Raw genomic sequence first — 22169 nt, forward strand, 5'->3', positions numbered from 1 at the left:
TGAAATACTGGTGTTGTTATGGATCATAAGCATTTAAATTACTTTTTGGCGTTGGCAAAAACGCTTCATTTCTCTCGTGCCAGTGAGTTATGCCACATAAGTGCGCCCACTTTAAGTCGTAATATAAAGCAGTTAGAAGATGAAGTAGGGGTGATGTTATTCCAGCGTGATAATCGCAGTGTAAAGCTTACCCGCGAAGGCGTTGCATTTAAGGAGTATGCCAGTGCTACGCTTAATAATTGGCAGCGCTTTAAGGCTAATTTAAACGAACCGCAACAACATATTTATGGCAATGTGAGCCTTTATTGCTCCGTTACTGCATCCTACAGTTTTTTGCATCATATTTTAGAGCAACTGAGAGCTCAGCATCAGCATATTGAAATTACCTTAAATACGGGCGATCCCGCCTTGGCTATTAACCGAGTGTTAGATGGACATGAATCTATGGCCATTGCAGCCAGACCCAGTAAATTACCTGCACAAATTGCATTTGTAGATATTGGCTACTCGCCATTGGTATTAATTGCACCCACTATTCAATGTCCGATCACAGAAAAATTAGCCACTAGTAGCGAAACTATTGATTGGTCTGAGCTTGAATTTATTGTTGCTGAACAAGGATTTTCAAGACAAAGGTTGGAGCAGTGGTGGCGAAAAAATAATGTGCAAGGAAAAATTTACGCGCAAGTGGCAGGGCATGAAGCTATGGTATCTATGGTGAGTTTAGGGTTAGGCGTGGCCATGATCCCAAAAACTGTACTCGATAATAGTCCGCTTAACGATAAGGTTCAGGTTTTAGAGTATAAAGGCGAGCCACCACAAGGGTTTAAAATTGGTTTGGCTGTATTACATAAAGAACTAAACGACCCTGCTATTAGTGCGCTTTGGAATATTGCACAAAATATGGGGGAAAACATAATATAGGCTTGCTGGATGATAAAAAACTGTTAATATAAACCGCTGATATTTATGTGTTTATTAACATCTTTTTTGTGATGTCTAAGAGTTTTAATTATGGATAATACGGTTTCACTTGCTCATTCTGCCCAGTGTTTAAAAAAAGCCATTCCGTTGATGGTTAAATACAAAATGCCTGTAACGCCAATAAATTATGCTATTTGGTACTGTTATGTACAGGGCGACAACCCACAACTAAACACAGAGCTTGATAAAGTCATCTCTTTGCACAATACGTGTTCAGCTCAAACCGCCCAAGAAATTTTTAATAAGCATATTAATGACGAAGAGCTTGCATTTTTTCAACAAATGTCTGAAAGGTTTCATGGCACCGTAGAGCAAATGCAGTTTGATCTTAGTGACTCCATTCAATATTCGAAAAGCTTTACTACCTCGTTAGTTGATTCACAAAATGAATTAAAAACGCTCTCTAGTATTAACTCATTTAATGAGATCCTTTCTTGCGTTGAGCGCCTAACTGACGAATCAATTGCGATGCAAGATTACGCTCGTGGATTCCAAACCAAATTAGCGCAAGCGTACAACGAAATTAAAGATTTAAAAGAAGCGCTTAGCGTGACCCAAGAAGCGGTTGATAAAGATTCCTTAACCGGATTATTTAATCGCGGTAAGTTTGACACAGACATTGTTGAGTTTTGTTTGAACGCCTCTTCACAAAATGAACACGGTAAATTAGCGGTGTTGATTATGTTCGATATTGATCATTTTAAACGTTTTAATGACGATTTTGGCCATCAAAAAGGCGATGAGGTACTCAAGCTAGTCGCTCAAAAAGTGCAAAATAGTGTACAAGAGCAATACAGAGCTTATCGTTTTGGTGGTGAAGAATTTTGTATTACGGGTTACTTTGAAAGCATTAATGATGCGATGGCATTTTGTAATCAGCTTCGTTTGAGCATTGCCAAATTGACGATTCGTAAAAAAGAAGACAGTAATAATAAACGTAATATTTCAGCCAGTTTCGGCATTGCTTTAATGGAACCTTTCAGTAAGAGCTGTTTATTAGTTGAAAAGGCAGATAGAGCACTTTATTTAGCTAAAACCCATGGTCGTAATCGGGTCGAAATAGCGGCCGATATGTAAACGTGTTCTGTTTGTATCAAATTTGTTAATGATTGTAACTCTCTAGAGCTTGTGTTCATACTACTTGCTACTATAGGGTCAAAGCCACTTTATAAACTAGCGATTAACTTCATGCGGTTCCATCTGAGAATAAACATATGCCTGTTATTAGTGCTATTAAGCACTAATGCGATTGCTCAGAAGCAGCAACATATATCCACTGATGAGCTTAATCTTAGTGTGAGTGTTGGTGCTGGGGTGATCACAAATCCTCTGTATGGTGCAGATAACATCCCCTTAGTTGTTATTCCGCAAGTGGCCTATTATGGTCAAAATTGGTTTTTTGATAATGGCCGTCTTGGTTATTCTTTTTTACAAAGCAAACAACATAACGTTAGTTTTGTGTCAGAAATTAACCCTGAGTCACGCTTTTTTATTGATTGGCATCCACAAAATATTTTCCCCTTTAAAACAACCGCTGAGAACGAGATATTAGAATCGCTACACTCTGATTCACCGCGTCAAGTAAACATAAATAATATACAAAAAAGACGAGTCGCACTTGATGCCGGTATAAGCTATTTTTTTGTAAAGCAGCAGCAAGTCTTTTCTGTGCAATTATTGCATGATGTAAACAGTGTTTATAATGGCTACAGAGGATCGTTGCAATGGCAATATCACCATGAGTTTAAGCAATTAACGTTAAAGTCGACGTTAGGCGTTAATTACAAATCAGCCCAACTAAATAACTACTTTTATGGTTTAAATAGCGCTGAATCTATTCACGGTGAAATAGAAGTTGGTAGTAGTTGGCAACCTTATGCTAAAATCGACGCCCGTTGGCCTGTGGATGGAGTCAACGCGCTTCGTTTTCATTTAGCCTATTATGATTATTCAGCAATGGATAGCAGCCCGCTTTTTGAACATAACTATTCAATGACCGCCTTTATAGGATTCGAACATACATTTTAATATGAAGTGTTTTATGTTGGTTGTGCTTGCAGCTTCATTTTTTAGCAACGCTAGTGTTGCAAAAGCCTCTTCACTTAACGTATCACCCAAAGTCTGTGTGGTTTCCGAACAACAAGAATTTTGTGATCTTGAGTTAAAATTTAAGTGGCAACTGTCAGCCGCTAGCGATGTGTGTTTATACCAACAAGATACACAATTGCAATGCTGGCAAGGTGTCAAAAAAGGCCAACTTAGTTATAAAGCGCGTGTTCAGGTGGAGACCATATACTCCCTGATTAATCCCCATACAGGTGTATCGTTAGCGAGTGTGCAAATAGAAGTGCAAACCGCATACGCTAAGAAAAAACATCGGCTACGCTCACCTTGGAGCTTTTTTTAATTTAGGAGCAGTAAATGCCAAAGATATTACTTGTTGAAGATGATTTAGGGTTGCAACAATTAACCAAAGACTATCTTGAGCATAATGGCTTAGAAGTTGACGTTTTAGAACGCGGTGACGAAGTGTTCCCTTATCTTAGTGAAAACCACGTCGACTTGATCATTTTAGATGTAATGTTGCCAGGAAAAGATGGCTTTAGCGTATGTCGACAAGTACGCGATAAATACACTCTCCCTATTTTAATGCTAACAGCAAAGGGTGAAGACTTTGATCAAGTCATAGGCTTAGAACTCGGGGCTGACGACTACGTTATAAAACCGGCAGAGCCGCGTGTACTTCTTGCTCGAATTAGTGCATTGCTTCGCCGTGGACAGCCAAATGTTAAAGCGATTGAAGAACTTCAATTTGGTGATTTATCAATAGATAAAACCAGCCGCATTGTAAAGCTAAGCGGTGTTGAAATTGTCCTGACTTCTCATGAATTTGAATTGCTGTGGTTATTGGCTTCAAATGCTGGTGAAGTGCTCAGTCGAGAGCATGTCCATCAACATATGATAGGGCGTGAGTACGACGGGTTAGACCGCACGGTGGATGTTCGTGTATCACGTATTCGTAAAAAGCTCGGTGATAACAGTGATAAACCATACCGTATTAAAACGGTGTGGGGGCAAGGCTATTTATTTGTATCAGATGCGTGGGATATGTAATAAATGCAAGGTATTAGGCTAGGTTAATGGGAAAGCTATTTATAAGCCTTTACGTGTATATTATTGCCTCTTTGTTTATTGTTAGTGGTGTTATAGAGCAGTTTTGGCCCTATGATGAATCTCAGCATAGTGTATTGTTAGATGACGAATTTGGGCAGTCTTTATGGCTGCTTTCGCAAACCCCAGATGGGCTTGAGCAGCTTAAACATAATTTTGATAGCCAAGTCATTGCCCAGCAAGATCTGGTGCTCCCACCAGAACAGCAAGCACAACTATTTCAAAACCATTACCTTTATTTATATGATAAACAGCAGCGTATCGTTTGGTATGTAACGCTAAATAATTCACAATTGCTACAAGTAGGCCCTGTAGGTGTTAAACACAGCAGCTCAGGGACTGTGTTACCGTATTTACTGGTGTTGTTTATTATAAGTTTACCAATAGGTTTGTGGAGCTTTTTGTTGTGGCGAGACTTTGCAAAGCTGAGTCATGCATGCGAGGCTGTGGGCGGCTCGCAAGATTTTCAATTAAGCGATGGCTCAAAGTCATTCTTCTTACCCATCACCGATACATTGCAAGTAATGCAGCAACGTATTGAGTTTTTACTGAGTGCTCAGCAAGAGCTCACCTCTTCTGTATCTCATGAATTTAGAACGCCATTAGCGCGGTTGAAGTTTGCTATTGCAATACTCGAGGATAAAACCCATGATACCAAAGCACAGCACTATTTATCTGACATGCAAATGGATATTCATGAACTTGAGTCCTTGGTATCTGAAATGTTGGAATACGCCCGTTTAGACACACAGCAACCTAGTTTACAATTAGCGCCTTGTGATATCGTTGCATTAATTAAAACTAATATTGAAAAAGTAAACTTTGATACCCGTATTAAACTAACAACAACGCTCCCCACTCAATTTATTTACTCATGCGATAGTCATTTTATGTCGCGGGTGCTGCAAAACTTAATCAGTAATGCACTTAAACATGCCTCGAAAAGTGTACATATTAGTTTAAGTACTGCCGATGAAAAGTTACTGCTAGTGGTTGAAGATGATGGCCCTGGTATTGCCTTCTCTGAGCGCGAAAAAGTATTTAAGCCGTTTACGCGCTTAGATAAAAGTCGTGATAAAAAAACCGGAGGGTTTGGGCTAGGGCTGGCGATAGTAAGTAAAATTGTGTCATGGCATAAAGGGCAGTGCGCAATTGAAGACTCAACACTTGGTGGGGCTAAGTTTATTATTACGCTCGACAACTAAATCCCACACAATAAAAAAGCGCCTTAAAGGCGCTTTTTTGCGGTTTAAAACCAAAAAATCAACAAGTAGCAAATAGATAGACAGGCCACTTATAGAAAAGTTCTATTTTATTTACTATTTTTTTCTAGTAATGGCATCAACATTTGCTCTAAACCATTAAGCTTCACTTCGTACATCATTGCAAGTTGAGAGCCGAGCTTGCTATCAGGAAAGCCTTGCTGTTTAAACCACACTAAATAATGCTCAGGCAGCAAAAGTAAGGGACGTCCCGCATATTTACCAAACGGCATAATGGTATTAATAGCGACTTTAAGTTGTTGAGGATCCATTATTGACATCTTTTATGAATTGAGGTGCTAAGTGTAAGGGATAATAAAGAATTAAAATAGGCTGTAACGGGCAAGTAACAGCCTATTGATAGAGGGAGTAGGCCCTCTAATTTGAGAATCTTATTGGTTAATTAAAAGCAAGGGGTCCAGTTGTGTATATTTTATTTAAATACACACTTAGGTATTAGCTTTACTAAACCAACACTGACATTTTACCTTATATTTAAACCAATAAAATACGCAGATGTAAAGGAATGTAAATGCAATCTATTTGCATCTAAACCCTATTAAGGAAACAGGGTTTGCTTTACATGCTCTGCAAAACCGCTACCTGCTTCTAAGTAAAAGTTGTAAGTAGAGTCTATTCCCATCTCTTCTAATTCTTTTTGCTGATCGGGGTAGTTGGCAATCGCCGTTACTTGTCCTTTATAACCCGATGCTTGTAATTGCTCTAAGGCAAAAATATTTTGCATGTGCTTAGGCATAGTTAGCATTACCATTTCAACGTGGGAGTGGTTAACACGTTGCCAAAAATCAGGATCGGTGGCATCGGCAATTAATACTCGGCGACCTCGCTTTACATGCTTATCAACTACCTCAGGCTTAATATCAATACCTGCAACAACATCCGGATGAGTTGCGTTTATTGTTTCATAGGCACCTGTGCCAATTCTACCCATACCAAAAATAACAATTTTTGTGTCATTTAAGTTTACTGGGAGCTCTTCAGCTAAGCGGGTTTTGCTTTCAAACTTTAATAAAAAGCGTTCAATTTTAACGTATAGCTCGTTAGAGCGTTTATTTAAAGGAGAAGCAATTACAAAGGTGATCGACACCGCAATCGCAATAACAGCAAGCCACTCAGAGGTAACCATGCCGGTAGATGCGGCAACTGCACACACAATCAAACCAAATTCGCTAAAGTTAGCTAGGCTAAATGCTGTTAACAAAGAGGTACGCGCACGAAGTTTAAATAGGTTGGTTAGTATGTAATAAAGCAGGGTTTTAATTGGAATAATTAATACCAGCACTAAAGCGACGACTAAGGAGTGGGCGGTAAGCTCTGCACTTAAACCAATGCTTAGGAAAAAGCCAACTAGCAATATATCTTTTAGGCTAAGCAATGACTTAGACAATTCACCGGCTTTTTTGTGTGGTGCGAACATCATACCTACAATCAAAGCACCTAAATCACCTTTGAGACCTGCAAATTCAAAGGCGTTATAACCTGCTACTAAGGCAAAGAAAAACCCAAATAGCGGCAGTAATTCACCATGTTTAGAGCGGTTTAAAACCCAGTACATAACAGGGCGAAATAAAGGTAAGGCAATAATTAACCCTAAGGCCCAAATATTCGGCAACTTACCGGTACTGACCGCTAAAAATATAACCGCAAATATATCCTGCATAACTAAAATACCAATGGCTATTTTACCGTGCAGGCTTGCCATTTCACCGCGCTCTTCAAGAACTTTTACCGCAAATACGGTGCTTGAAAAGCTCAGAGCAAAACCAACTAACAGCGCACTTTGCCAACTTAAATCGACGAATAATGGCAGTGCAAAAACACCCAGTAGTAGCATAAAGCCACTAAATAAAGCGCTGCTTAGAATAATATGTAAGGTGGCCGGAGCCCAGACTTGAGGTTTTATTAAATTTGAAATTTTAAGCTTGAGGCCAATACTAAAAAGTAGCAGTGTAACCCCTAAAGATGCAATTGTCTCCAGCAGTTCCGTGCTTTTATAACCCGCTAAATTAAGAATAAATCCAGCCATAAGAAAGCCGATAAGTGGCGGCAATTTTAGCTGGTATATACCAAAACCGCAGACGAAGGCGGTAGCAAAATAAATTAGTTCCATAGTTATTAATACCACTTTTTTAGGCACTGTAGTGTAGCGAAAAACAATGCTTATTGACAATTAATCTACTTATTTAACGCAGTTAGTTACGTGATAGAGAGTATTTATCAAATGATTGCTACTGTCAGTTTATGCAGAGGTAAAGTAGCTTCAATGTATAAAAAATGCACATATATGGCTGGTTTTATCGTAAACAGCATGTAAATAGCAGTTTTTCGCTGACAAGAGCTTTTAAATGTGGTTAAGATGCCATAACGAAGGAGTTTAAGCGTAAGCAAACATTAGAGTTGCTTAGCTTAAGGAGAAAATATGTTTAAAAAGATTTTAGCATCGGTAGGCATTGGTGCCGCCAAAGTAGATACTATTTTAGAGACCGAGCATCTTCAGCCAGGGCAATTATTTAACGCGCAAATTGTAATTACTGCAGGTGATGTGAGCCAAGAAATTACCGGTTTAGACTTAATGTTAGTTACCCGTGTAAAAGTGGCGAGTGAAGACGGTGATTATTTCACTAATCATGTGATTGACCAGTGGCGCATTACCGATATTGGTATTATTGAGCCCGGTGAAGTAAGAACTATTCCGTTTGAAGCCCGTTTACACTCAGAAACGCCTATAACTGAAATTAATGCAGGTTATAATCAATCTTATGTATGGTTAGAAACAGGCCTTGATATTGACCTTGCGCTTGATCCAACAGATAAAGACCATTTACACATTTATCCTAATGAAGCGGTTAAAACATGCATGCAAGCGATGGAAAAGCTTGGTTTTAGTTTAGTTAAAGCCGATGTAGAGCAAGGTCATTTACGTGCCCCTACTTTTCAATCTGTGTCGGGGTGTTATCAAGAGCTTGAGTATCAGCCTAATAGCCGCAGTTTGTTTGGCATAAAAGAAATAGAGTTGTCGTTTATTCCTGAAGCACATAAAACCCATGTATTAATTGAATTAGACAGAGCGTTTAGAAGTGATGGCTATGTTGATTTAACCATAGAGCATGATCATGTTAATTTATCGCAGTTATGTGATCAGTTAGAACGATTATTTGCTTAATCGCTTTAGGGGCTTACTTTAGGTAAGCCCTGCAATAAAAAAGGTGTTTAAATGGCGTTTAAATGTGAGCCATTCTTTGCGCTCGATTCCCAAACCCTATTTTCAATCATGCGTGAACGTGTCGACGTATTCGTTGTAGAACAAGCATGTCCTTACCCCGAACTTGATGATCACGATATCGCAGACACTACACGCCATGTCTATTTACTTGATGGGCAAACAGTATATGCCTATGCTCGTTGTTATGAAAAAGATGCTCAGTACAGTGCGATAGGGCGTGTATTGGTTGCTCAATCACAGCGAAGTTCTGGATTAGGCAAACAGTTAGTCAATGAAGCAATAGCATGCTGTAAGGCGCAATGGCCGACTCGCGATATTTATATTGGCGCACAAACCTATCTACTGAATTTTTATCGTTCATTCGGTTTTGAATGTGTTGGTGATGAATATTTAGAAGATGGTATACCCCATCAAGATATGATTTTAAAGCAGTAGTATTGCTCCACTAAAAAGGCCCACTGATGTGGACCTTTTTTATGCATCTTATAACTAGCTTAGTAGGGAGTGCAAAAACACTAAACTAATCGCAACAGGGCATACAAACTTGGTATACCAAGGCCATATTTTCCAAAATAACGTATTATGCACCTCAGGGTTACCTTGCTGAATCGCTTTAAGTAGTGACGATCTGTACCAGATCCAACCTACAAATATACAGCACATAAGCCCTAATAAAGGTTGTGCAATTTTGGTTGTTAGGGTGATCACTAAGCCAAATAAAGTGCCTAGGTTACACACTATAATAATGCTCACTATGGCAATTAAAGCGCCTATTAACCACGTTGCTTGAACACGTTTCATCGCAAAGCGCTCTACCGTGTACGACACTGGCGCTTCTAGCATGGAAATAGATGAAGTTAGTGCGGCAATACTCATCAATGCAAAAAAAGCAAAACCAACAAATAAACCTACACCACCCATGCCATCAAATAAGGCAGGCAATACCTGAAATACGAGAGTATCTTCAGAGAGAAGTTTACCTGTAGTTGAAGAGAATATTTCAACACCTTGCGCTTGTGCCACGTACATAGCAGGGATGATCAATAAACCCGCTACAAACGCTATAAACACATCAATTAAGGTTACATACGCGCCAAGGGACACAAGGTTTTCTTTTTTACTGATATAGGAGCCATATATAATCATCACACTGGTGCCCAGTGACAATGAAAAGAAAGCTTGGCCTAAGGCACTCACTAACAATGTAGGGTCAAAAATAGAAGAAAAGTCAGGGACTAAGTAAGCTTTTAACCCCTCAACAGCGCCTTCTTGAGTCATCACGTAGGCAATTAGGGCAAACAAAATACCGAGCAGAGCGGGCATTAAGCGTTTAGACCATTTTTCGATGCCGTTTTCTACACCGCGGCTGATAATAGCAACAGTTAAAATAATAAATAAAACAGTGAAAAGAATATTACGAGTAAGCGATTGTTCACTTAACCATAAAGAGGCGGCATCAGCCCCGACCAATGTGGTTACCGGTTCTAAAGTGGCACTTAACATCCAACCGGCAACAATGGCATAAAAACTTAAAATAAATCCAGCACATAAAATACCACCAAAACCGACAGCAAAGGCAAATTGCTTTTGCCATGGTCGCGTGGTTAATTTAGTTAATGAAGAGACTGCATTAGCTTGCCCATGGCGACCTATCATCAGCTCTGCCATTAAAGCCGGATAGGCTAAAAAGAAGGCCAGTACTAAGTACGCGACTAAAAAGGCAGCGCCCCCATTACTTGCTGTTTGGGTCGGAAAACCCCAAATATTACCCAAGCCAACAGCTGATCCTGCCGCAGCCATTATAAAACCAAAGCGGGAGCTAAACTCACCTCTTACTGCACTCATATTATTCTGCTTCTCTATTTTTTCGACGCCGTGACAATCTACTGGAATTGTAATTAAATAAAAAGTGCTTATTTGTCTGTGTTGCACAATTATTGCGTTTTATCTAGCTGTATAAATAACACGTGCGTATTTTGATTATAAATAGCACAATTTTTTTAATTATATTTCGTTTATCAGCTGTATTGAGCATCTTTGCATTGTTGATTAATGTTCAAACTGAGCGATGGTTAATGTGAAGCAGGCGCCTGAGAGTCGTTCACTTTTACTCACTTTTACAGTGCCATGATGCCAATCGGCAACTTTGGCGACGATTGCTAATCCCAAGCCATAACTATTATCACTGCGATTACGGTGGCTGCGTTCACGAAAAAATGGGCTAAATACTTTATGATTATTTTCTTGAGCAATGCCTGGTCCGTCGTCGGCGATGTTCACCACCAGAGAACGTTCTTGTACTGAAGCGGTTACTTGAATGCTGTGATTTGCAAAGTCGCAGGCATTATTAATTAAGTTGGTGATTGCTCTTGCCAGCCAATGTAAGTCAGCATAAACGGTATGATCATCACATTCTAAAGAAATATTAAGCGAGCGAGAGGTTATTCTAGGCTCAAGTTGCAATACAATATCACTTAGGTATTGTTTAAGGTTTGCTGATGAGTAAGTAAGCTTATTCGCATTTTGCTCTAAAGTAGCAAACGTTAAATAGCTTTTTAGCATTGACTCCATGTGATCCAAGTCGGTTTCCATGCGAGTTAAATAATGCTTTATTTTACTCTCGTCATGACTATCAAGAGCGGCGTCGACACCAAAGCGTAAGCAAGCAATTGGAGTTCTAATATCATGCGATAAGCTGGAGGCCATTAGCTTGTTTTCAGCAACTAGCTTTTCAATTTGACTCGCCATACGGTTAAAGGTCAGTTCCACATCTTTTATATAGGTAAATCGAGAGGGGGTAATACGCGCTTTAACATTACCAGATGCAAATTGCTTTGCTGCTTCGTTTAACACCGTAAGGCGCTTTGCTAAAGGGGTAATAATAAAACCCATAAAAACACATAAGCCAGTGTAAAATAATAGCGTTAAAATAATATCGTTTCGTTGTGTGGCCTCATAAGGTTTATCTAAACGCATGGTTAAATGATAAGGACTTAACTCATCATTTGTGTAGAGCATATAAAAGCCTTGCTCATCTTCGAGTATTAATCCGCCTTGGGTTTGCATTTTATCTAATAGCGCTAAGGGCAGTGCCAGCGACTGATTTAATTTGTAGTTAAGTATAAGGTCAAAGTCAGCGGCTAGTTTTGTTACTTGTTGTGGGCGAGCATCGGGTTTAAGCGCCGTGAGCTGTTTACTTAACCCGACAATAATCTGGCTTTGAACGCTAAACTCATCCAAAGGCGCATGCGCTTGTTGGCTAAATGCATCAATAAGCCAACCTAAAACAATAATTGAAAGCAGCGCACTGCCAAGTAGTGAAATATAAAACTTTTTCATTGATGCTATTCCATAATAGGCTGGGTGTATTGAAGTGACTTTTATTACTATCGCGCTAATTACTTTAAGCACTCAGGCATTAAAATTTACCACGCTGTAGTCACAAACAAATAACCACGTCCCCAAATGGTTTTAATTTTTTCTGGTTTTTGTGGGTCATCATGAAACTTTTTACGCAAGGCAGAAATAAGCACATCAACGCTTCTATCTAGGCCATCATATTCCCTGCCTTTGGTTGCTTTAAACACCGCATCGCGTGATACAACTTGTCCTGCATTACTGGCTAAGTAATGCAGTAATAAATACTCTGCGCTTGAAATGTTCACATCCTGTTGGTTAAGGGAAACGTTGCGTGACTCGGTATTAATACTTAATTGACCGATATTGATCATATTTGCTTGAACATCGGTTTTAGGCGTGTCGCTACTGTAGCGCAAGGCCGATTTAATGCGTGCAAGCAATGCGCGAGGGCGTACCGGTTTTATTATGTAATCGGTAGCACCGACTTCCAGCCCAATGACTTCATCCATTTCTTCATCGCGGGCAGTAAGCATTATAATTGGGGCATGATAAAAGCTACGTAGCTCACGACATACACTAATACCATCAAGCCCTGGCAGCATAATGTCGAGTAAAATAAGTTGTGGGTTTAAACGTTTTACTTGGCTTATAACCTCATCACCTCGATGACATACATGTACAACATAGCCTTGCTCTGTTAAATACTCAGTGACCCACTGTGCAAGAGAAATATCATCTTCAACCAGTAAAATAGTACCGTAATTATCCATAAGCTTTCTTCGCATACCTAAATGATGTTTAGCTATCATAATGTTTATAGTGTGTGACTAAAATAACCGCCAACGCCGCTTTTTTTGCCTATTTTGATACACCCATTGTAATTTTACTTCTGTGACGGCAATGACTTGTGATGTATTACTGTCAAATAGTTCAAACGAAATACTTTGCGTTGAGTCAAAGGCATAATTAAACGAACCTTGTCGCTGTTTAAGCCAGCACTGCATAATGTACTTTGAGGTGGCATCGCGTAGACAATAATTACCCACTTCTACTTGCTGCCATGACAAAACAACATCGGCGTAACAGTGACGTCCTTCACGTAAGGCCACACAGGTATCAGGTACTGCACTCAATTGAGCGGGTATTTGCACTGGGGCTGCCAGCAAAGAGCCTGAATAACTAAACAATAAACAGTAAAAAAATCTAAAGTACATAACGCACGCCTACCTTGGCTTTGTGTTGATATCCTTGGGAAATAATTGGGCTGTCATCAATTTCTTTTGAAAACCACGTCGTTAACCAGCCTGCTAAAAAGACCCAATCTTGATTAATGGGGTATTCAGCATGAAATTCAAACATAATACTAGTACTGGCATTGGTTTGATAAATAGGGCGAGTTGCGTTTGCTTCATCGCTATCAATACCAAAATAATAGTTTGTAAAATCTGCAGAGTAGGCACTTAGGCCAATACCAGAGCGAAACTCCCAATTACGCCAAGGCTGAATATGACTAAAAAATACGTTTGCCACCCAGCCATTATGAGCACCAGATATATCATGTAAGTATTCAAGGGAAATTTGTGAGTTTTCAAATCGACGTGTTAATCGAAGGCCGGTATCAAAATCATAGTTACGTTTTTTAATACCGCGTAGTGGCTCAATAATGCCATCGTTATAAATACCTAAGCCTTGTTCGTCAAACCCGGCTTGCGAATTAGTGCCTAATAAATCAAGGCCCCAATCGTATTTGTTAATTAAGCTATAGCCTAAAACAAGTCCACCGCTGAGTTGATTATGATCAAAATCAAGGTAAAAATTATCGTAAGAAACTGCAAGGCTTAAATCTAACTCGGCGCCAACATCATAAGAATTCATGCCCACCAAGTAAGAATCTTCTATGTAATAACCTGCTCCCGCACTCCAGTCCCAGGCAAACCCTGTAGTGGGTTCCAATGTGTTATCGGCATAGTAACGATTGCTTGCTGTGCTCTGGCCACTTAAAATGAGCGCAAACAATAAGGCTGCACAACGGAAAAAATGTCTTTGTGGGAAATGCTTCATCCTTGGAACCTAAATTAGAGTTTGCTTAAAAGGGTAGTATATTGTCAAACTCTAGGCTAAATCTGTAAAAAAATGTAGCAGTCGTCCTGAATTTACTGAACCTTAATTTTATCGATAAGTATGCTGCTCAAGTAAAATTGCATCATGGGAGTTAACGCGCTGATCTCAGTACGTGTGCATGGCCCATTTAATTTAGTTAAACGACTCAATTTAGTGATGGTTTTATAAGCAGGGGCCGTTACTTCATTTTCAAGTTCAGCACGCTTAAGCCGAGCCTGTTCGGTGTTATGTTTATGAATAAACGCAACAACTTCTAACTCGTTAGTGATCTTCTTTTCTTCAGTAAAGCTATAGATTAGAGGCTCACGGTGAAAGCTTGCACTATCTATTGATGATTTGGCAAACCACACTACATCTCCCGTTGCTTTGTGTGTAAGGCGCATACTAACTTGTGCCAGTATATTTGCGCATTGTTGAGAAGGGAATTGCTGTGCTACTTTTGAAAACAATGAATAAGGTTTTTCTGGCTGCGCTAGGATGTACTTAGCATCATCTATAAACTCAAGGTCAACTTGATGAATAGCTAACGTGTAATCACTGTTATCGGTTGTGGTAACTTTTAGTTGTTTATCGTTAAGTGCTTGGCTAATTTGAGATACTAATGTGTCGGTGACACTTGCACGGTCTACGATCACTCTGACAGTCTGATTTTTTTTGATGTTATGTGCAGGTAATTGCACCGATTTTACTTTCGGTGAAGCATGCTCGGTTTCATATTTAAGTTGGTAAGTTTGACTCTTAAGCAAAGGTTTTGCAGGCATTGCTAAAGGTTCTGCAGGCTGCTTAACTACGGCACAACCTGAAGCTAATACAATAAAAAGTGATACAACTAAAAAACGCATAAATATTTTACATCCACTCAAAAGCCATTAATCGAACATATTGTACGTTAGTCCGAGCAAAAGTTCATGATATTATAGAGGCTGATTATGACTAAAAAAGAAAAATTAGCTAAGAATGAAGTATTTTAACTCCTTACCCTTTTATTTTTTTGCTTTATGTATTTTAGGGACGCATTTACAGGCAAGCGCAAGCACAGATCCTGACTGGGAAGCTTTTGTTAAAAATTATGGACGCTACGTAGAAAAAAAACTAAAAGTAAAAAAGATTCCGGGCGGAGCGCTTTCCATCGTCAACGCACAAGCGCGTGATTATATACATACTATGGGGCATACCAAAGTGCGCAGTGGGCAAAAAATTAATCCACACACTCGGTTTCGTTTGGCCTCAGTATCTAAAACGTTTGCAGGGTCGTTAGCGGCAAAACTTGCAAATGAAGAACAACTTAATTTGTATTTTCCTGTTAGTCATTACATTCCTGAATTTAAACAAACCGACTACAAAGATGATTTAAAGGTTTTTCATATTTTAAGCCATTCTAGTGGGCTAGTACCGAATGCATACGATAATTTAATCGAATCGCGAATGGGGTATAGCGATATTGTAGAAAAGCTATTAAGTGTAAAACCCATATGCGAACCCGGTGACTGTTATGGCTATCAAAATGTCATGTTTAGTTTAATTGATGACGTGATTTTAAAAAGCACCAACAAAACTTATACTCAGTGGCTCAATGATGCATTTTTTATCCCTCTAAAAATGAACGATGCAAGCTTAGGCTACGACGCCATGGTGCAAGATAGTAACTACGCACACCCTCATGTGCGTGGGAAAAAGCGTTGGTACAGTGCCCGTTTAAAAAAGAATTATTATAAAGTCGCTCCGGCAGCTGGGGTAAACGCCAGTGCTTCAGATATGGCTATTTGGTTAAATGCGCAATTAGGGCAATATCCATCGGTATTATCCTTAGATGCATTGATCACGCAAACGCGCCCTTATACACATACTAAAAAAGAACGCTACAGACGAGTATGGCGAGAGCACATGAACGAAGCCTACTATGGGCTAGGCTGGCGTGTGTATGATTATGATGATGAAACGCTTTATTACCACAGTGGTTGGGTGCAAGGTTATCGCAGTGATTTGGTTGTGTTTCCACACTTAAATGTTGGCTTTAGCTTAATTTTAAATGCAGAAACTGGACTCATAAATGAGCTTACAACTGAGTTTATAAATCGCCTATTAGTATATAAACGAGAGAAGCAATAATGAACGCCCACATAAAAACATTGTTGATAGCATTATTATTTATTTGCCAACCCGCCTTTTCTGCCCCTGAACAGGTTTACTTGTTTCGACATAGCGAAAAACAAACAGGGGAAAATCCATTTCTAACTGCCCAAGGCCAAGCGCGTGCTAAGCACTTGGTTTCGTTAGTTAACACTTACCCAAACATAACGTTATTCAGCAGTAACTATAACCGCACCCTAAGCACGGCAGCGCCATTAGCCGCGTATTATAATATTAAAGTTATTACCTATGATGCTGCTGATCTAATGACATTGAAAAAACAATTATTAGCACAAAATGGCGTTGTGGTAGTAATAGGGCATAGTAATACCACACCGCAGTTGGCTTCATTATTGAGTAACCAAGCTATTGAAAGTATGGATGAGAGTCAGTACGGGCATTATTATTTAGTGAGTAAACTAGAAAATAATAGTTATGAAGTTAAAACGCTGACAATGGGTTTTTAAGCAGGCATAAAAAAACCAGCAATGGCTGGTTTTTTTGTTTTACCTTTAAATGGCCTTATTAGCCACGAGGTAATTGAATTTTTTTCTCAGGGCTTTGACGATAAAGCACAATCGTATGACCGATAGTCTGTAATTTAGTAGCCCCTGTTTCGCGAACAATGGCATCAAAAATAAGCTTTTTGGTTTCACGATCGTCTGTTGGCACCTTCACTTTAATTAATTCGTGAATTTCTAGTGCGCTTTGGATTTCAACTACTACGCCTTCGGTTAAACCGTTAGAACCTAGTAAAACTACAGGCTTAAGGCTATGCGCCTGACCTTTTAAAAACTGCTTTTGTTTGTTTGATAATGTCATGATATTACAAATTTTGCTGAATATGGCTTGAATTAAGGGTATTCTAACGCCATCTAGAGAATATTACTAATTAGTTGCGTGTTAATTTATGACAAATAAAAAACAGTCAGCCAGTTCACAACGTTGGCTTAAAGAACATTTTGATGATAAATATGTTCAAGAAGCGCAAAAAAAAGGCTGGCGCTCTCGAGCTGTTTTCAAATTAGACGAAATCCAAAACAAAGATAAGTTATTGCGCCCAGCGATGACCGTTGTTGATTTAGGCGCAGCCCCAGGGAGTTGGTCACAATACTTAGCTGAAAAAGTGGGTGACAAAGGCCAAGTGGTTGCGTGTGATATTTTACCTATGGACTCTTTAGCGGGCGTTGACTTTTTACAAGGCGATTTTCGTGAAGAAGCGGTACTTGATGCATTGTTAAAACGTATTGATGGTAAAAATGTAGATGTGGTATTGTCTGATATGGCACCTAACATGAGTGGCAATAACTCGGTTGATCAGGCAGGTAGCATGTACTTGGTTGAGCTTGCACTTGATATGTGCAACCAAGTTTTAAAGAAAAATGGCGCGTTTATTGTTAAAGTATTCCAAGGTGAAGGCTTTGATCAATATTTGCAAGATGTACGTAATAGTTTTAAAGCAGTGAAGATACGTAAACCGGATGCCTCGCGTCCCCGTTCTCGGGAAGTATATATAGTAGCGACTGGATACAAACTGTAGTACAGTTGCTTGGCGTTTAGTTGAATTTAAATTAATTGGATACAAGAGGTTAACCCCTTGAGCGATATGGCGAAAAATCTAATACTCTGGCTGGTTATTGCAGTAGTGCTTATGTCAGTATTTCAGAGCTTTAATGGCGGCGATCAAGTTGATCGTCAAACAAGTTACAGTCAATTTGTAAAAGACGCCCGTAGCGGCTCTATACAAGAAGTGTCTATCGAAAGTACTAGTGGCACAATTACTGGCATAAAAAATAGTGGCGAGCGTTTTCAAACCATTATGCCTATTTATGACAAAGACATTTTGAATGATTTGTTAAAAAGTGATGTGAACGTTAAAGGTGTTAAACCTGAAGAACAATCGTTTTTAGCAAGCATTTTTATTTCTTGGTTCCCTATGATCCTGCTTATTGGTGTGTGGATTTTCTTCATGCGTCAAATGCAAGGTGGCGGTGGCAAAGGCGCCATGTCATTTGGTAAAAGTAAAGCCCGCTTAATGAGTGAAGATCAAGTCAAAACGACCTTTGCTGATGTAGCTGGCTGTGATGAAGCCAAAGACGATGTAACCGAGCTGGTGGACTTTTTACGTGACCCTTCTAAGTTTCAGAAATTAGGCGGTAGTATTCCTAAAGGCGTACTTATGGTCGGTCCTCCAGGTACAGGTAAAACATTACTTGCTAAGGCTGTTGCTGGTGAAGCAAAAGTACCGTTCTTTACTATTTCGGGTTCTGACTTTGTTGAAATGTTTGTAGGTGTAGGTGCATCACGTGTACGTGACATGTTCGAACAAGCTAAAAAAGCAGCTCCTTGTATAATTTTTATCGATGAAATTGATGCGGTAGGGCGTAAACGTGGCGCTGGTATGGGGGGCGGCCACGACGAGCGTGAACAAACACTAAACCAAATGCTTGTCGAAATGGATGGTTTTGAAGGTAACGAAGGTATTATCGTAATAGCGGCAACTAACCGCCCTGACGTACTAGACCCTGCATTACTTCGTCCTGGTCGTTTTGACCGTCAAGTAGTGGTTGGCTTGCCTGATATTCGTGGACGTGAGCAAATCCTTAAAGTACATATGCGTAAAGTGCCATTAGGCGATAACGTAGAAGCGGCAGTAATTGCGCGTGGTACGCCTGGTTTCTCTGGTGCTGATTTAGCAAACCTTGTAAACGAAGCTGCACTTTATGCCGCACGTGGTAATAAACGTGTTGTAAGTATGGCTGAATTTGATGCTGCTAAAGATAAAATCATGATGGGTGCTGAGCGCAAGACCATGGTGATGAGTGAGCAAGAGAAAGAAATGACGGCGTATCATGAAGCGGGCCATGCTATTGTTGGCCGTATGGTGCCAGAGCACGACCCAGTTTATAAAGTATCTATTATCCCACGTGGCCGAGCGCTTGGTGTGACTATGTATTTACCAGAACAAGATCGTGTTAGTCACTCTAAAGAGCTTTTAGAATCAATGATTTCAAGTCTTTACGGTGGCCGAATTGCTGAAGCACTTATCTATGGTGAAGACAAAGTAACAACGGGTGCGAGTAACGACATCGAACGTGCTACAGATATTGCACGTAAAATGGTAACGCAGTGGGGCTTGAGTGAAAAACTAGGTCCGTTACTTTACGCTGAAGATCAAAACGAGATGTACATGGGTGGCGGCGGTGGTCGCTCTATGAGCATGTCTGATGAGACGGCGAAAGTAATCGATTCAGAAGTGCGTTTATTCTCAGACCGCAACTATCAACGTGCAGAATCAATATTGAAAGAAAACATTGATATTCTGCATGCAATGAAAGATGCACTAATGAAGTATGAAACCATTGATGCGAAGCAAATTGATGATTTAATGGCTCGTCAGCCAGTACGTGAACCACGTGATGCGCATGACCGTCATGAAGCTAAACCAGAAAAAAAAGGTGTTTCTAAAGACAAACCAGTTGATGAAGTACAAAAACCAGCTGATGAATCTAAAAAAGATGAAACAAACCTTGATGATAAAGCTGAATAATCGTTAAAATAACGTATCCAAAAGCCCCGAAGTTCGGGGCTTTTTTGTATCAGTTTGATGTTAATAACTAAAATTATCACATATTAAGGTTAGCGATGAATAATAAAATTAACCTTGCGCGCGGCCGAACGCTTGATTTTGCAGAGCCTGTAATTATGGGGATCGTGAATGTTACCCCTGATTCATTTTCTGATGGCGGTCAGTTCTTAAATACAACTGCCGCGCTGAGTCATGCGATGCAATTACTTGATGATGGTGCGACCATTTTAGATATCGGTGGCGAGTCAACACGCCCAGGCGCACCTGATGTTAGCCTTGAAGATGAGTTAAAGCGTGTTATTCCTATTATTAAAGCTATTCGTGAGCAAAGTGACTGCGTTATTTCAATCGATACCAGTAAAGCCGAGGTGATGCGCCAAGCGATTGAAGCCGGTGCTGATATTGTCAACGATGTACGGGCATTGCAAGAGCCCGGCGCAATCGATGTGGTTGCACAGTTTCCTGAGGTAGCAGTGTGCTTAATGCATATGCAAGGACAACCTCGTAGTATGCAGCACGCTCCTCACTATAATGACTTAGCGGGTGAGATAAATGATTTTTTTAGCCAGCGAATAGCCGCATGTGAAGCTGCTGGCATTAAACAAAGCCAGTTAATTTTAGATCCTGGTTTTGGTTTTGGAAAAACACTAAAGCATAATTATCAAATATTGGCTCAATTTAACGATTATGCAAAATTGGGACTTCCTTTGCTCGCGGGATTATCGCGTAAGTCAATGATTGGTAAATTATTAAATAGAGACACAGACGATAGATTGGCAGGCAGTTTAGCTGGAGCACTGATCGCCGCACAAAACGGTGTACACATTATTCGTGTGCATGATGTAAAAGAAACCGCAGATGTGCTTGGCGTATATCAAGCCTGCAAACAAGGAGTACTTTAAATGAAAGAAAGAAAATATTTTGGCACGGACGGTGTGCGTGGTTTAGTAGGTCAAGGTCCTATTAACCCAGAGTTTGCGATGAAATTGGGTTGGGCCGCAGGGCGTGTACTCTCACTTCATGGCACTAAAAAAGTCATTATAGGTAAAGACACTCGTATTTCAGGTTACATGCTGGAGACTGCCCTAGAGGCTGGATTAATTGCAGCAGGTATTGATGTTATTCTTTTAGGGCCCATGCCAACGCCTGCAGTTGCTTATTTAGCGCAAACGTTTCGCGCTGAAGCGGGGATAGTGATCAGCGCATCACATAATCCTTATTATGATAACGGCATTAAGTTTTTCAATGGCCAAGGTTTAAAGTTAGATGATGAGGTAGAGTTACAAATTGAAGCGATGCTTGACGAGCCTATGACCTGTGTTGCTTCTGACAAGTTAGGTAAAGCAACACGTTTATCTAGCGCTGATGGCCGTTATATTGAATTTTGTAAAAGCCAGTTTCCACAAGGGTTATCCCTTGAAGGAATTAAAATTGTTTTAGATTGTGCTAATGGTGCTACATACCATATTGCTCCTTCTGTAATGCGAGAGCTTGGTGCAGAGGTGATCACCCATGCATGTGAGCCAAACGGTGTAAACATTAACCATGAATGTGGCGCAACCCATGTTGACACATTAAAGCGTAAAGTACTTGAACACAAAGCTGATGTCGGTATCGCCTATGATGGCGACGGCGACCGTGTGATGATGGTTGATCATAATGGCCGCGTATTCGACGGTGATGATTTGGTTTATATTATTGCTTGCCAAGCTGCACAAGATGACAATTTAGGCGGTGGTGTTGTTGGCACGGTTATGTCGAATATGGGACTTGAAAATGCATTAAAAGCAAAAAACATTGCTTTTGCTCGCAGTAAAGTCGGTGATCGTTATGTGATGGAACTGCTGCAGCAAAAAGGCTGGAAAATTGGCGGTGAAAGCTCAGGGCATGTGTTGAATCTAGATTTAATCAGCACGGGTGATGGCATCATCTCAAGCTTACAAGTACTTGCGGCTATGGTAGCACAAAACCGTACACTTCAAGACTTAGGAGCCGGTTTTACTAAGTATCCAATGAAAATGATTAACGTACGTTACACTGCCGGTACTGATCCGACCCAAGCTCCAGAGGTGCTTGCCGCAGTTGCTGAAGTAGAGCAAAGCTTAGCAGATAAAGGGCGCGTATTACTGCGTAAATCAGGCACTGAGCCTGTAGTACGAGTAATGGTTGAAGCTGAGCAAGAAAAAATAGTAATTGATAGTGCACAGAAAATAGCAGCGGTTGTCGAATCTATGAGCAAACAAACTGATTGATAACAATAACCTCTTGTAACTTTGGGCGAGTCGAGTTAATATCTCGCCCGCTTTCT

The 22169-nt window shown here is 40.0% G+C and carries 23 protein-coding genes; 14 read left to right on the forward strand and 9 right to left on the reverse strand.

All coding sequences use genetic code 11. The features are described 5' to 3' along the window. Positions 1-18: 18 nt before the first annotated feature. From ilvY to MTN96_RS22960, 6 genes are all read left to right on the forward strand, one after another. Positions 19-924, forward strand: a complete 906-nt coding sequence (gene ilvY / locus MTN96_RS22935) for an HTH-type transcriptional activator IlvY (RefSeq protein WP_069438681.1) — start codon at positions 19-21, stop codon at positions 922-924. A gap of 90 nt (positions 925-1014) precedes the next feature. Further along, entirely contained in the window at positions 1015-2061 is a 1047-nt protein-coding gene (locus MTN96_RS22940; RefSeq protein WP_013465517.1) for a GGDEF domain-containing protein, read from the forward strand. A gap of 111 nt (positions 2062-2172) precedes the next feature. Beyond that, positions 2173-3012, forward strand: coding sequence for a MipA/OmpV family protein (locus MTN96_RS22945; protein ID WP_248532832.1), 840 nt, complete (start codon positions 2173-2175; stop codon positions 3010-3012). Between the two features lie 13 nt (positions 3013-3025). Next, entirely contained in the window at positions 3026-3391 is a 366-nt protein-coding gene (locus MTN96_RS22950) for a DUF3019 domain-containing protein (RefSeq protein ID WP_028834008.1), read from the forward strand. Positions 3392-3405: 14 nt separating this feature from the next. After that, positions 3406-4098, forward strand: coding sequence for a response regulator (locus MTN96_RS22955; protein WP_036981824.1), 693 nt, complete (start codon positions 3406-3408; stop codon positions 4096-4098). A gap of 26 nt (positions 4099-4124) precedes the next feature. Beyond that, a complete protein-coding gene (locus MTN96_RS22960) occupies positions 4125-5360 on the forward strand; it encodes an ATP-binding protein (RefSeq protein WP_069438680.1) in 1236 nt (411 codons plus the stop codon). Between the two features lie 107 nt (positions 5361-5467). On the opposite strand, the gene MTN96_RS22965 is transcribed toward MTN96_RS22960, so the two are convergent. Together MTN96_RS22965 and MTN96_RS22970 are read right to left on the reverse strand one after the other, a co-directional pair. Continuing rightward, positions 5468-5689, reverse strand: a complete 222-nt coding sequence (locus MTN96_RS22965) for a DUF3820 family protein (RefSeq protein ID WP_036981828.1) — start codon at positions 5687-5689, stop codon at positions 5468-5470. A gap of 287 nt (positions 5690-5976) precedes the next feature. After that, the gene (locus tag MTN96_RS22970) at positions 5977-7548 is read right to left on the reverse strand and encodes a cation:proton antiporter family protein (protein WP_069438738.1); all 1572 of its coding nucleotides are present in this window, start codon (positions 7546-7548) and stop codon (positions 5977-5979) included. Between the two features lie 309 nt (positions 7549-7857). Here MTN96_RS22970 and MTN96_RS22975 point away from each other — a divergent pair, with 309 nt between their 5' ends. Then, positions 7858-8601, forward strand: coding sequence for a sporulation protein (locus MTN96_RS22975; RefSeq protein WP_013465509.1), 744 nt, complete (start codon positions 7858-7860; stop codon positions 8599-8601). 51 nt (positions 8602-8652) lie between these two features. Beyond that, complete coding sequence (locus tag MTN96_RS22980; RefSeq protein ID WP_069438679.1) at positions 8653-9096, forward strand: GNAT family N-acetyltransferase; 444 nt, start codon at positions 8653-8655, stop codon at positions 9094-9096. Between the two features lie 54 nt (positions 9097-9150). On the opposite strand, the gene MTN96_RS22985 is transcribed toward MTN96_RS22980, so the two are convergent. The 6 genes from MTN96_RS22985 to MTN96_RS23010 form a co-directional block, all read right to left on the reverse strand. After that, positions 9151-10506, reverse strand: a complete 1356-nt coding sequence (locus MTN96_RS22985; RefSeq protein ID WP_069438678.1) for a sodium-dependent transporter — start codon at positions 10504-10506, stop codon at positions 9151-9153. Positions 10507-10710: 204 nt separating this feature from the next. Next, the gene (locus tag MTN96_RS22990) at positions 10711-12000 is read right to left on the reverse strand and encodes a HAMP domain-containing sensor histidine kinase (RefSeq protein WP_036981831.1); all 1290 of its coding nucleotides are present in this window, start codon (positions 11998-12000) and stop codon (positions 10711-10713) included. 86 nt (positions 12001-12086) lie between these two features. After that, the gene (locus MTN96_RS22995) at positions 12087-12791 is read right to left on the reverse strand and encodes a response regulator transcription factor (protein ID WP_069438677.1); all 705 of its coding nucleotides are present in this window, start codon (positions 12789-12791) and stop codon (positions 12087-12089) included. 57 nt (positions 12792-12848) lie between these two features. Then, positions 12849-13235 carry a DUF3019 domain-containing protein gene (locus MTN96_RS23000; RefSeq protein WP_016899250.1) on the reverse strand — a complete coding sequence of 129 codons (387 nt, stop codon included), beginning with the start codon at positions 13233-13235 and terminating at the stop codon, positions 12849-12851. After that, entirely contained in the window at positions 13225-14082 is an 858-nt protein-coding gene (locus tag MTN96_RS23005; RefSeq protein WP_036981833.1) for a MipA/OmpV family protein, read from the reverse strand. The genes MTN96_RS23000 and MTN96_RS23005 overlap by 11 nt, the downstream gene beginning before the upstream one ends. A gap of 92 nt (positions 14083-14174) precedes the next feature. Beyond that, on the reverse strand, positions 14175-14984 hold the full coding sequence (locus tag MTN96_RS23010) for a hypothetical protein (RefSeq protein WP_069438676.1): 810 nt from the start codon (positions 14982-14984) through the stop codon (positions 14175-14177). Between the two features lie 115 nt (positions 14985-15099). On the opposite strand from MTN96_RS23010, the gene MTN96_RS23015 reads away from it, so the two are divergent. Then, positions 15100-16251 carry a serine hydrolase gene (locus MTN96_RS23015; RefSeq protein WP_036981836.1) on the forward strand — a complete coding sequence of 384 codons (1152 nt, stop codon included), beginning with the start codon at positions 15100-15102 and terminating at the stop codon, positions 16249-16251. Then, positions 16251-16739 (forward strand): histidine phosphatase family protein, encoded by a 489-nt coding sequence (locus tag MTN96_RS23020; RefSeq protein WP_069438675.1) that lies wholly within the window; start codon positions 16251-16253, stop codon positions 16737-16739. The genes MTN96_RS23015 and MTN96_RS23020 overlap by 1 nt, the downstream gene beginning before the upstream one ends. A 58-nt stretch (positions 16740-16797) precedes the next feature. On the opposite strand, the gene yhbY is transcribed toward MTN96_RS23020, so the two are convergent. Next, positions 16798-17094: a ribosome assembly RNA-binding protein YhbY gene (gene yhbY / locus MTN96_RS23025; RefSeq protein WP_008112687.1), complete on the reverse strand. Its 297-nt coding sequence runs from the start codon at positions 17092-17094 to the stop codon at positions 16798-16800. Positions 17095-17182: 88 nt separating this feature from the next. On the opposite strand from yhbY, the gene rlmE reads away from it, so the two are divergent. The 4 genes from rlmE (at position 17183) to glmM (ending at position 22113) form a co-directional block, all read left to right on the forward strand. Beyond that, a complete protein-coding gene (gene rlmE, locus MTN96_RS23030) occupies positions 17183-17812 on the forward strand; it encodes a 23S rRNA (uridine(2552)-2'-O)-methyltransferase RlmE (protein ID WP_013465499.1) in 630 nt (209 codons plus the stop codon). Between the two features lie 66 nt (positions 17813-17878). Then, complete coding sequence (gene ftsH, locus MTN96_RS23035) at positions 17879-19822, forward strand: ATP-dependent zinc metalloprotease FtsH (protein WP_036983413.1); 1944 nt, start codon at positions 17879-17881, stop codon at positions 19820-19822. A gap of 95 nt (positions 19823-19917) precedes the next feature. After that, a complete protein-coding gene (gene folP, locus MTN96_RS23040; RefSeq protein ID WP_248532833.1) occupies positions 19918-20763 on the forward strand; it encodes a dihydropteroate synthase in 846 nt (281 codons plus the stop codon). Continuing rightward, positions 20764-22113, forward strand: coding sequence for a phosphoglucosamine mutase (glmM, locus tag MTN96_RS23045; RefSeq protein ID WP_013465496.1), 1350 nt, complete (start codon positions 20764-20766; stop codon positions 22111-22113). It abuts the gene before it with no gap. Positions 22114-22169: the final 56 nt, after the last annotated feature.

Source organism: Pseudoalteromonas sp. 2CM28B (assembly GCF_023161935.1).

Excerpts from the sequence above, each read along its gene's own strand:
- ilvY (WP_069438681.1), top strand. The coding sequence starts at position 19 with ATGGATCATAAGCATTTAAATTACTTTTTGGCGTTGGCAAAAACGCTT.
- MTN96_RS22940 (WP_013465517.1), top strand. The coding sequence starts at position 1,015 with ATGGATAATACGGTTTCACTTGCTCATTCTGCCCAGTGTTTAAAAAAA.
- MTN96_RS22945 (WP_248532832.1), top strand. The coding sequence starts at position 2,173 with ATGCGGTTCCATCTGAGAATAAACATATGCCTGTTATTAGTGCTATTA.
- MTN96_RS22950 (WP_028834008.1), top strand. The coding sequence starts at position 3,026 with ATGTTGGTTGTGCTTGCAGCTTCATTTTTTAGCAACGCTAGTGTTGCA.
- MTN96_RS22955 (WP_036981824.1), top strand. The coding sequence starts at position 3,406 with ATGCCAAAGATATTACTTGTTGAAGATGATTTAGGGTTGCAACAATTA.
- MTN96_RS22960 (WP_069438680.1), top strand. The coding sequence starts at position 4,125 with ATGGGAAAGCTATTTATAAGCCTTTACGTGTATATTATTGCCTCTTTG.
- MTN96_RS22965 (WP_036981828.1), bottom strand. The coding sequence starts at position 5,689 with ATGGATCCTCAACAACTTAAAGTCGCTATTAATACCATTATGCCGTTT.
- MTN96_RS22970 (WP_069438738.1), bottom strand. The coding sequence starts at position 7,548 with ATGGAACTAATTTATTTTGCTACCGCCTTCGTCTGCGGTTTTGGTATA.
- MTN96_RS22975 (WP_013465509.1), top strand. The coding sequence starts at position 7,858 with ATGTTTAAAAAGATTTTAGCATCGGTAGGCATTGGTGCCGCCAAAGTA.
- MTN96_RS22980 (WP_069438679.1), top strand. The coding sequence starts at position 8,653 with ATGGCGTTTAAATGTGAGCCATTCTTTGCGCTCGATTCCCAAACCCTA.
- MTN96_RS22985 (WP_069438678.1), bottom strand. The coding sequence starts at position 10,506 with ATGAGTGCAGTAAGAGGTGAGTTTAGCTCCCGCTTTGGTTTTATAATG.
- MTN96_RS22990 (WP_036981831.1), bottom strand. The coding sequence starts at position 12,000 with ATGAAAAAGTTTTATATTTCACTACTTGGCAGTGCGCTGCTTTCAATT.
- MTN96_RS22995 (WP_069438677.1), bottom strand. The coding sequence starts at position 12,791 with ATGGATAATTACGGTACTATTTTACTGGTTGAAGATGATATTTCTCTT.
- MTN96_RS23000 (WP_016899250.1), bottom strand. The coding sequence starts at position 13,235 with ATGTACTTTAGATTTTTTTACTGTTTATTGTTTAGTTATTCAGGCTCT.
- MTN96_RS23005 (WP_036981833.1), bottom strand. The coding sequence starts at position 14,082 with ATGAAGCATTTCCCACAAAGACATTTTTTCCGTTGTGCAGCCTTATTG.
- MTN96_RS23010 (WP_069438676.1), bottom strand. The coding sequence starts at position 14,984 with ATGCGTTTTTTAGTTGTATCACTTTTTATTGTATTAGCTTCAGGTTGT.
- MTN96_RS23015 (WP_036981836.1), top strand. The coding sequence starts at position 15,100 with ATGAAGTATTTTAACTCCTTACCCTTTTATTTTTTTGCTTTATGTATT.
- MTN96_RS23020 (WP_069438675.1), top strand. The coding sequence starts at position 16,251 with ATGAACGCCCACATAAAAACATTGTTGATAGCATTATTATTTATTTGC.
- yhbY (WP_008112687.1), bottom strand. The coding sequence starts at position 17,094 with ATGACATTATCAAACAAACAAAAGCAGTTTTTAAAAGGTCAGGCGCAT.
- rlmE (WP_013465499.1), top strand. The coding sequence starts at position 17,183 with ATGACAAATAAAAAACAGTCAGCCAGTTCACAACGTTGGCTTAAAGAA.
- ftsH (WP_036983413.1), top strand. The coding sequence starts at position 17,879 with ATGGCGAAAAATCTAATACTCTGGCTGGTTATTGCAGTAGTGCTTATG.
- folP (WP_248532833.1), top strand. The coding sequence starts at position 19,918 with ATGAATAATAAAATTAACCTTGCGCGCGGCCGAACGCTTGATTTTGCA.
- glmM (WP_013465496.1), top strand. The coding sequence starts at position 20,764 with ATGAAAGAAAGAAAATATTTTGGCACGGACGGTGTGCGTGGTTTAGTA.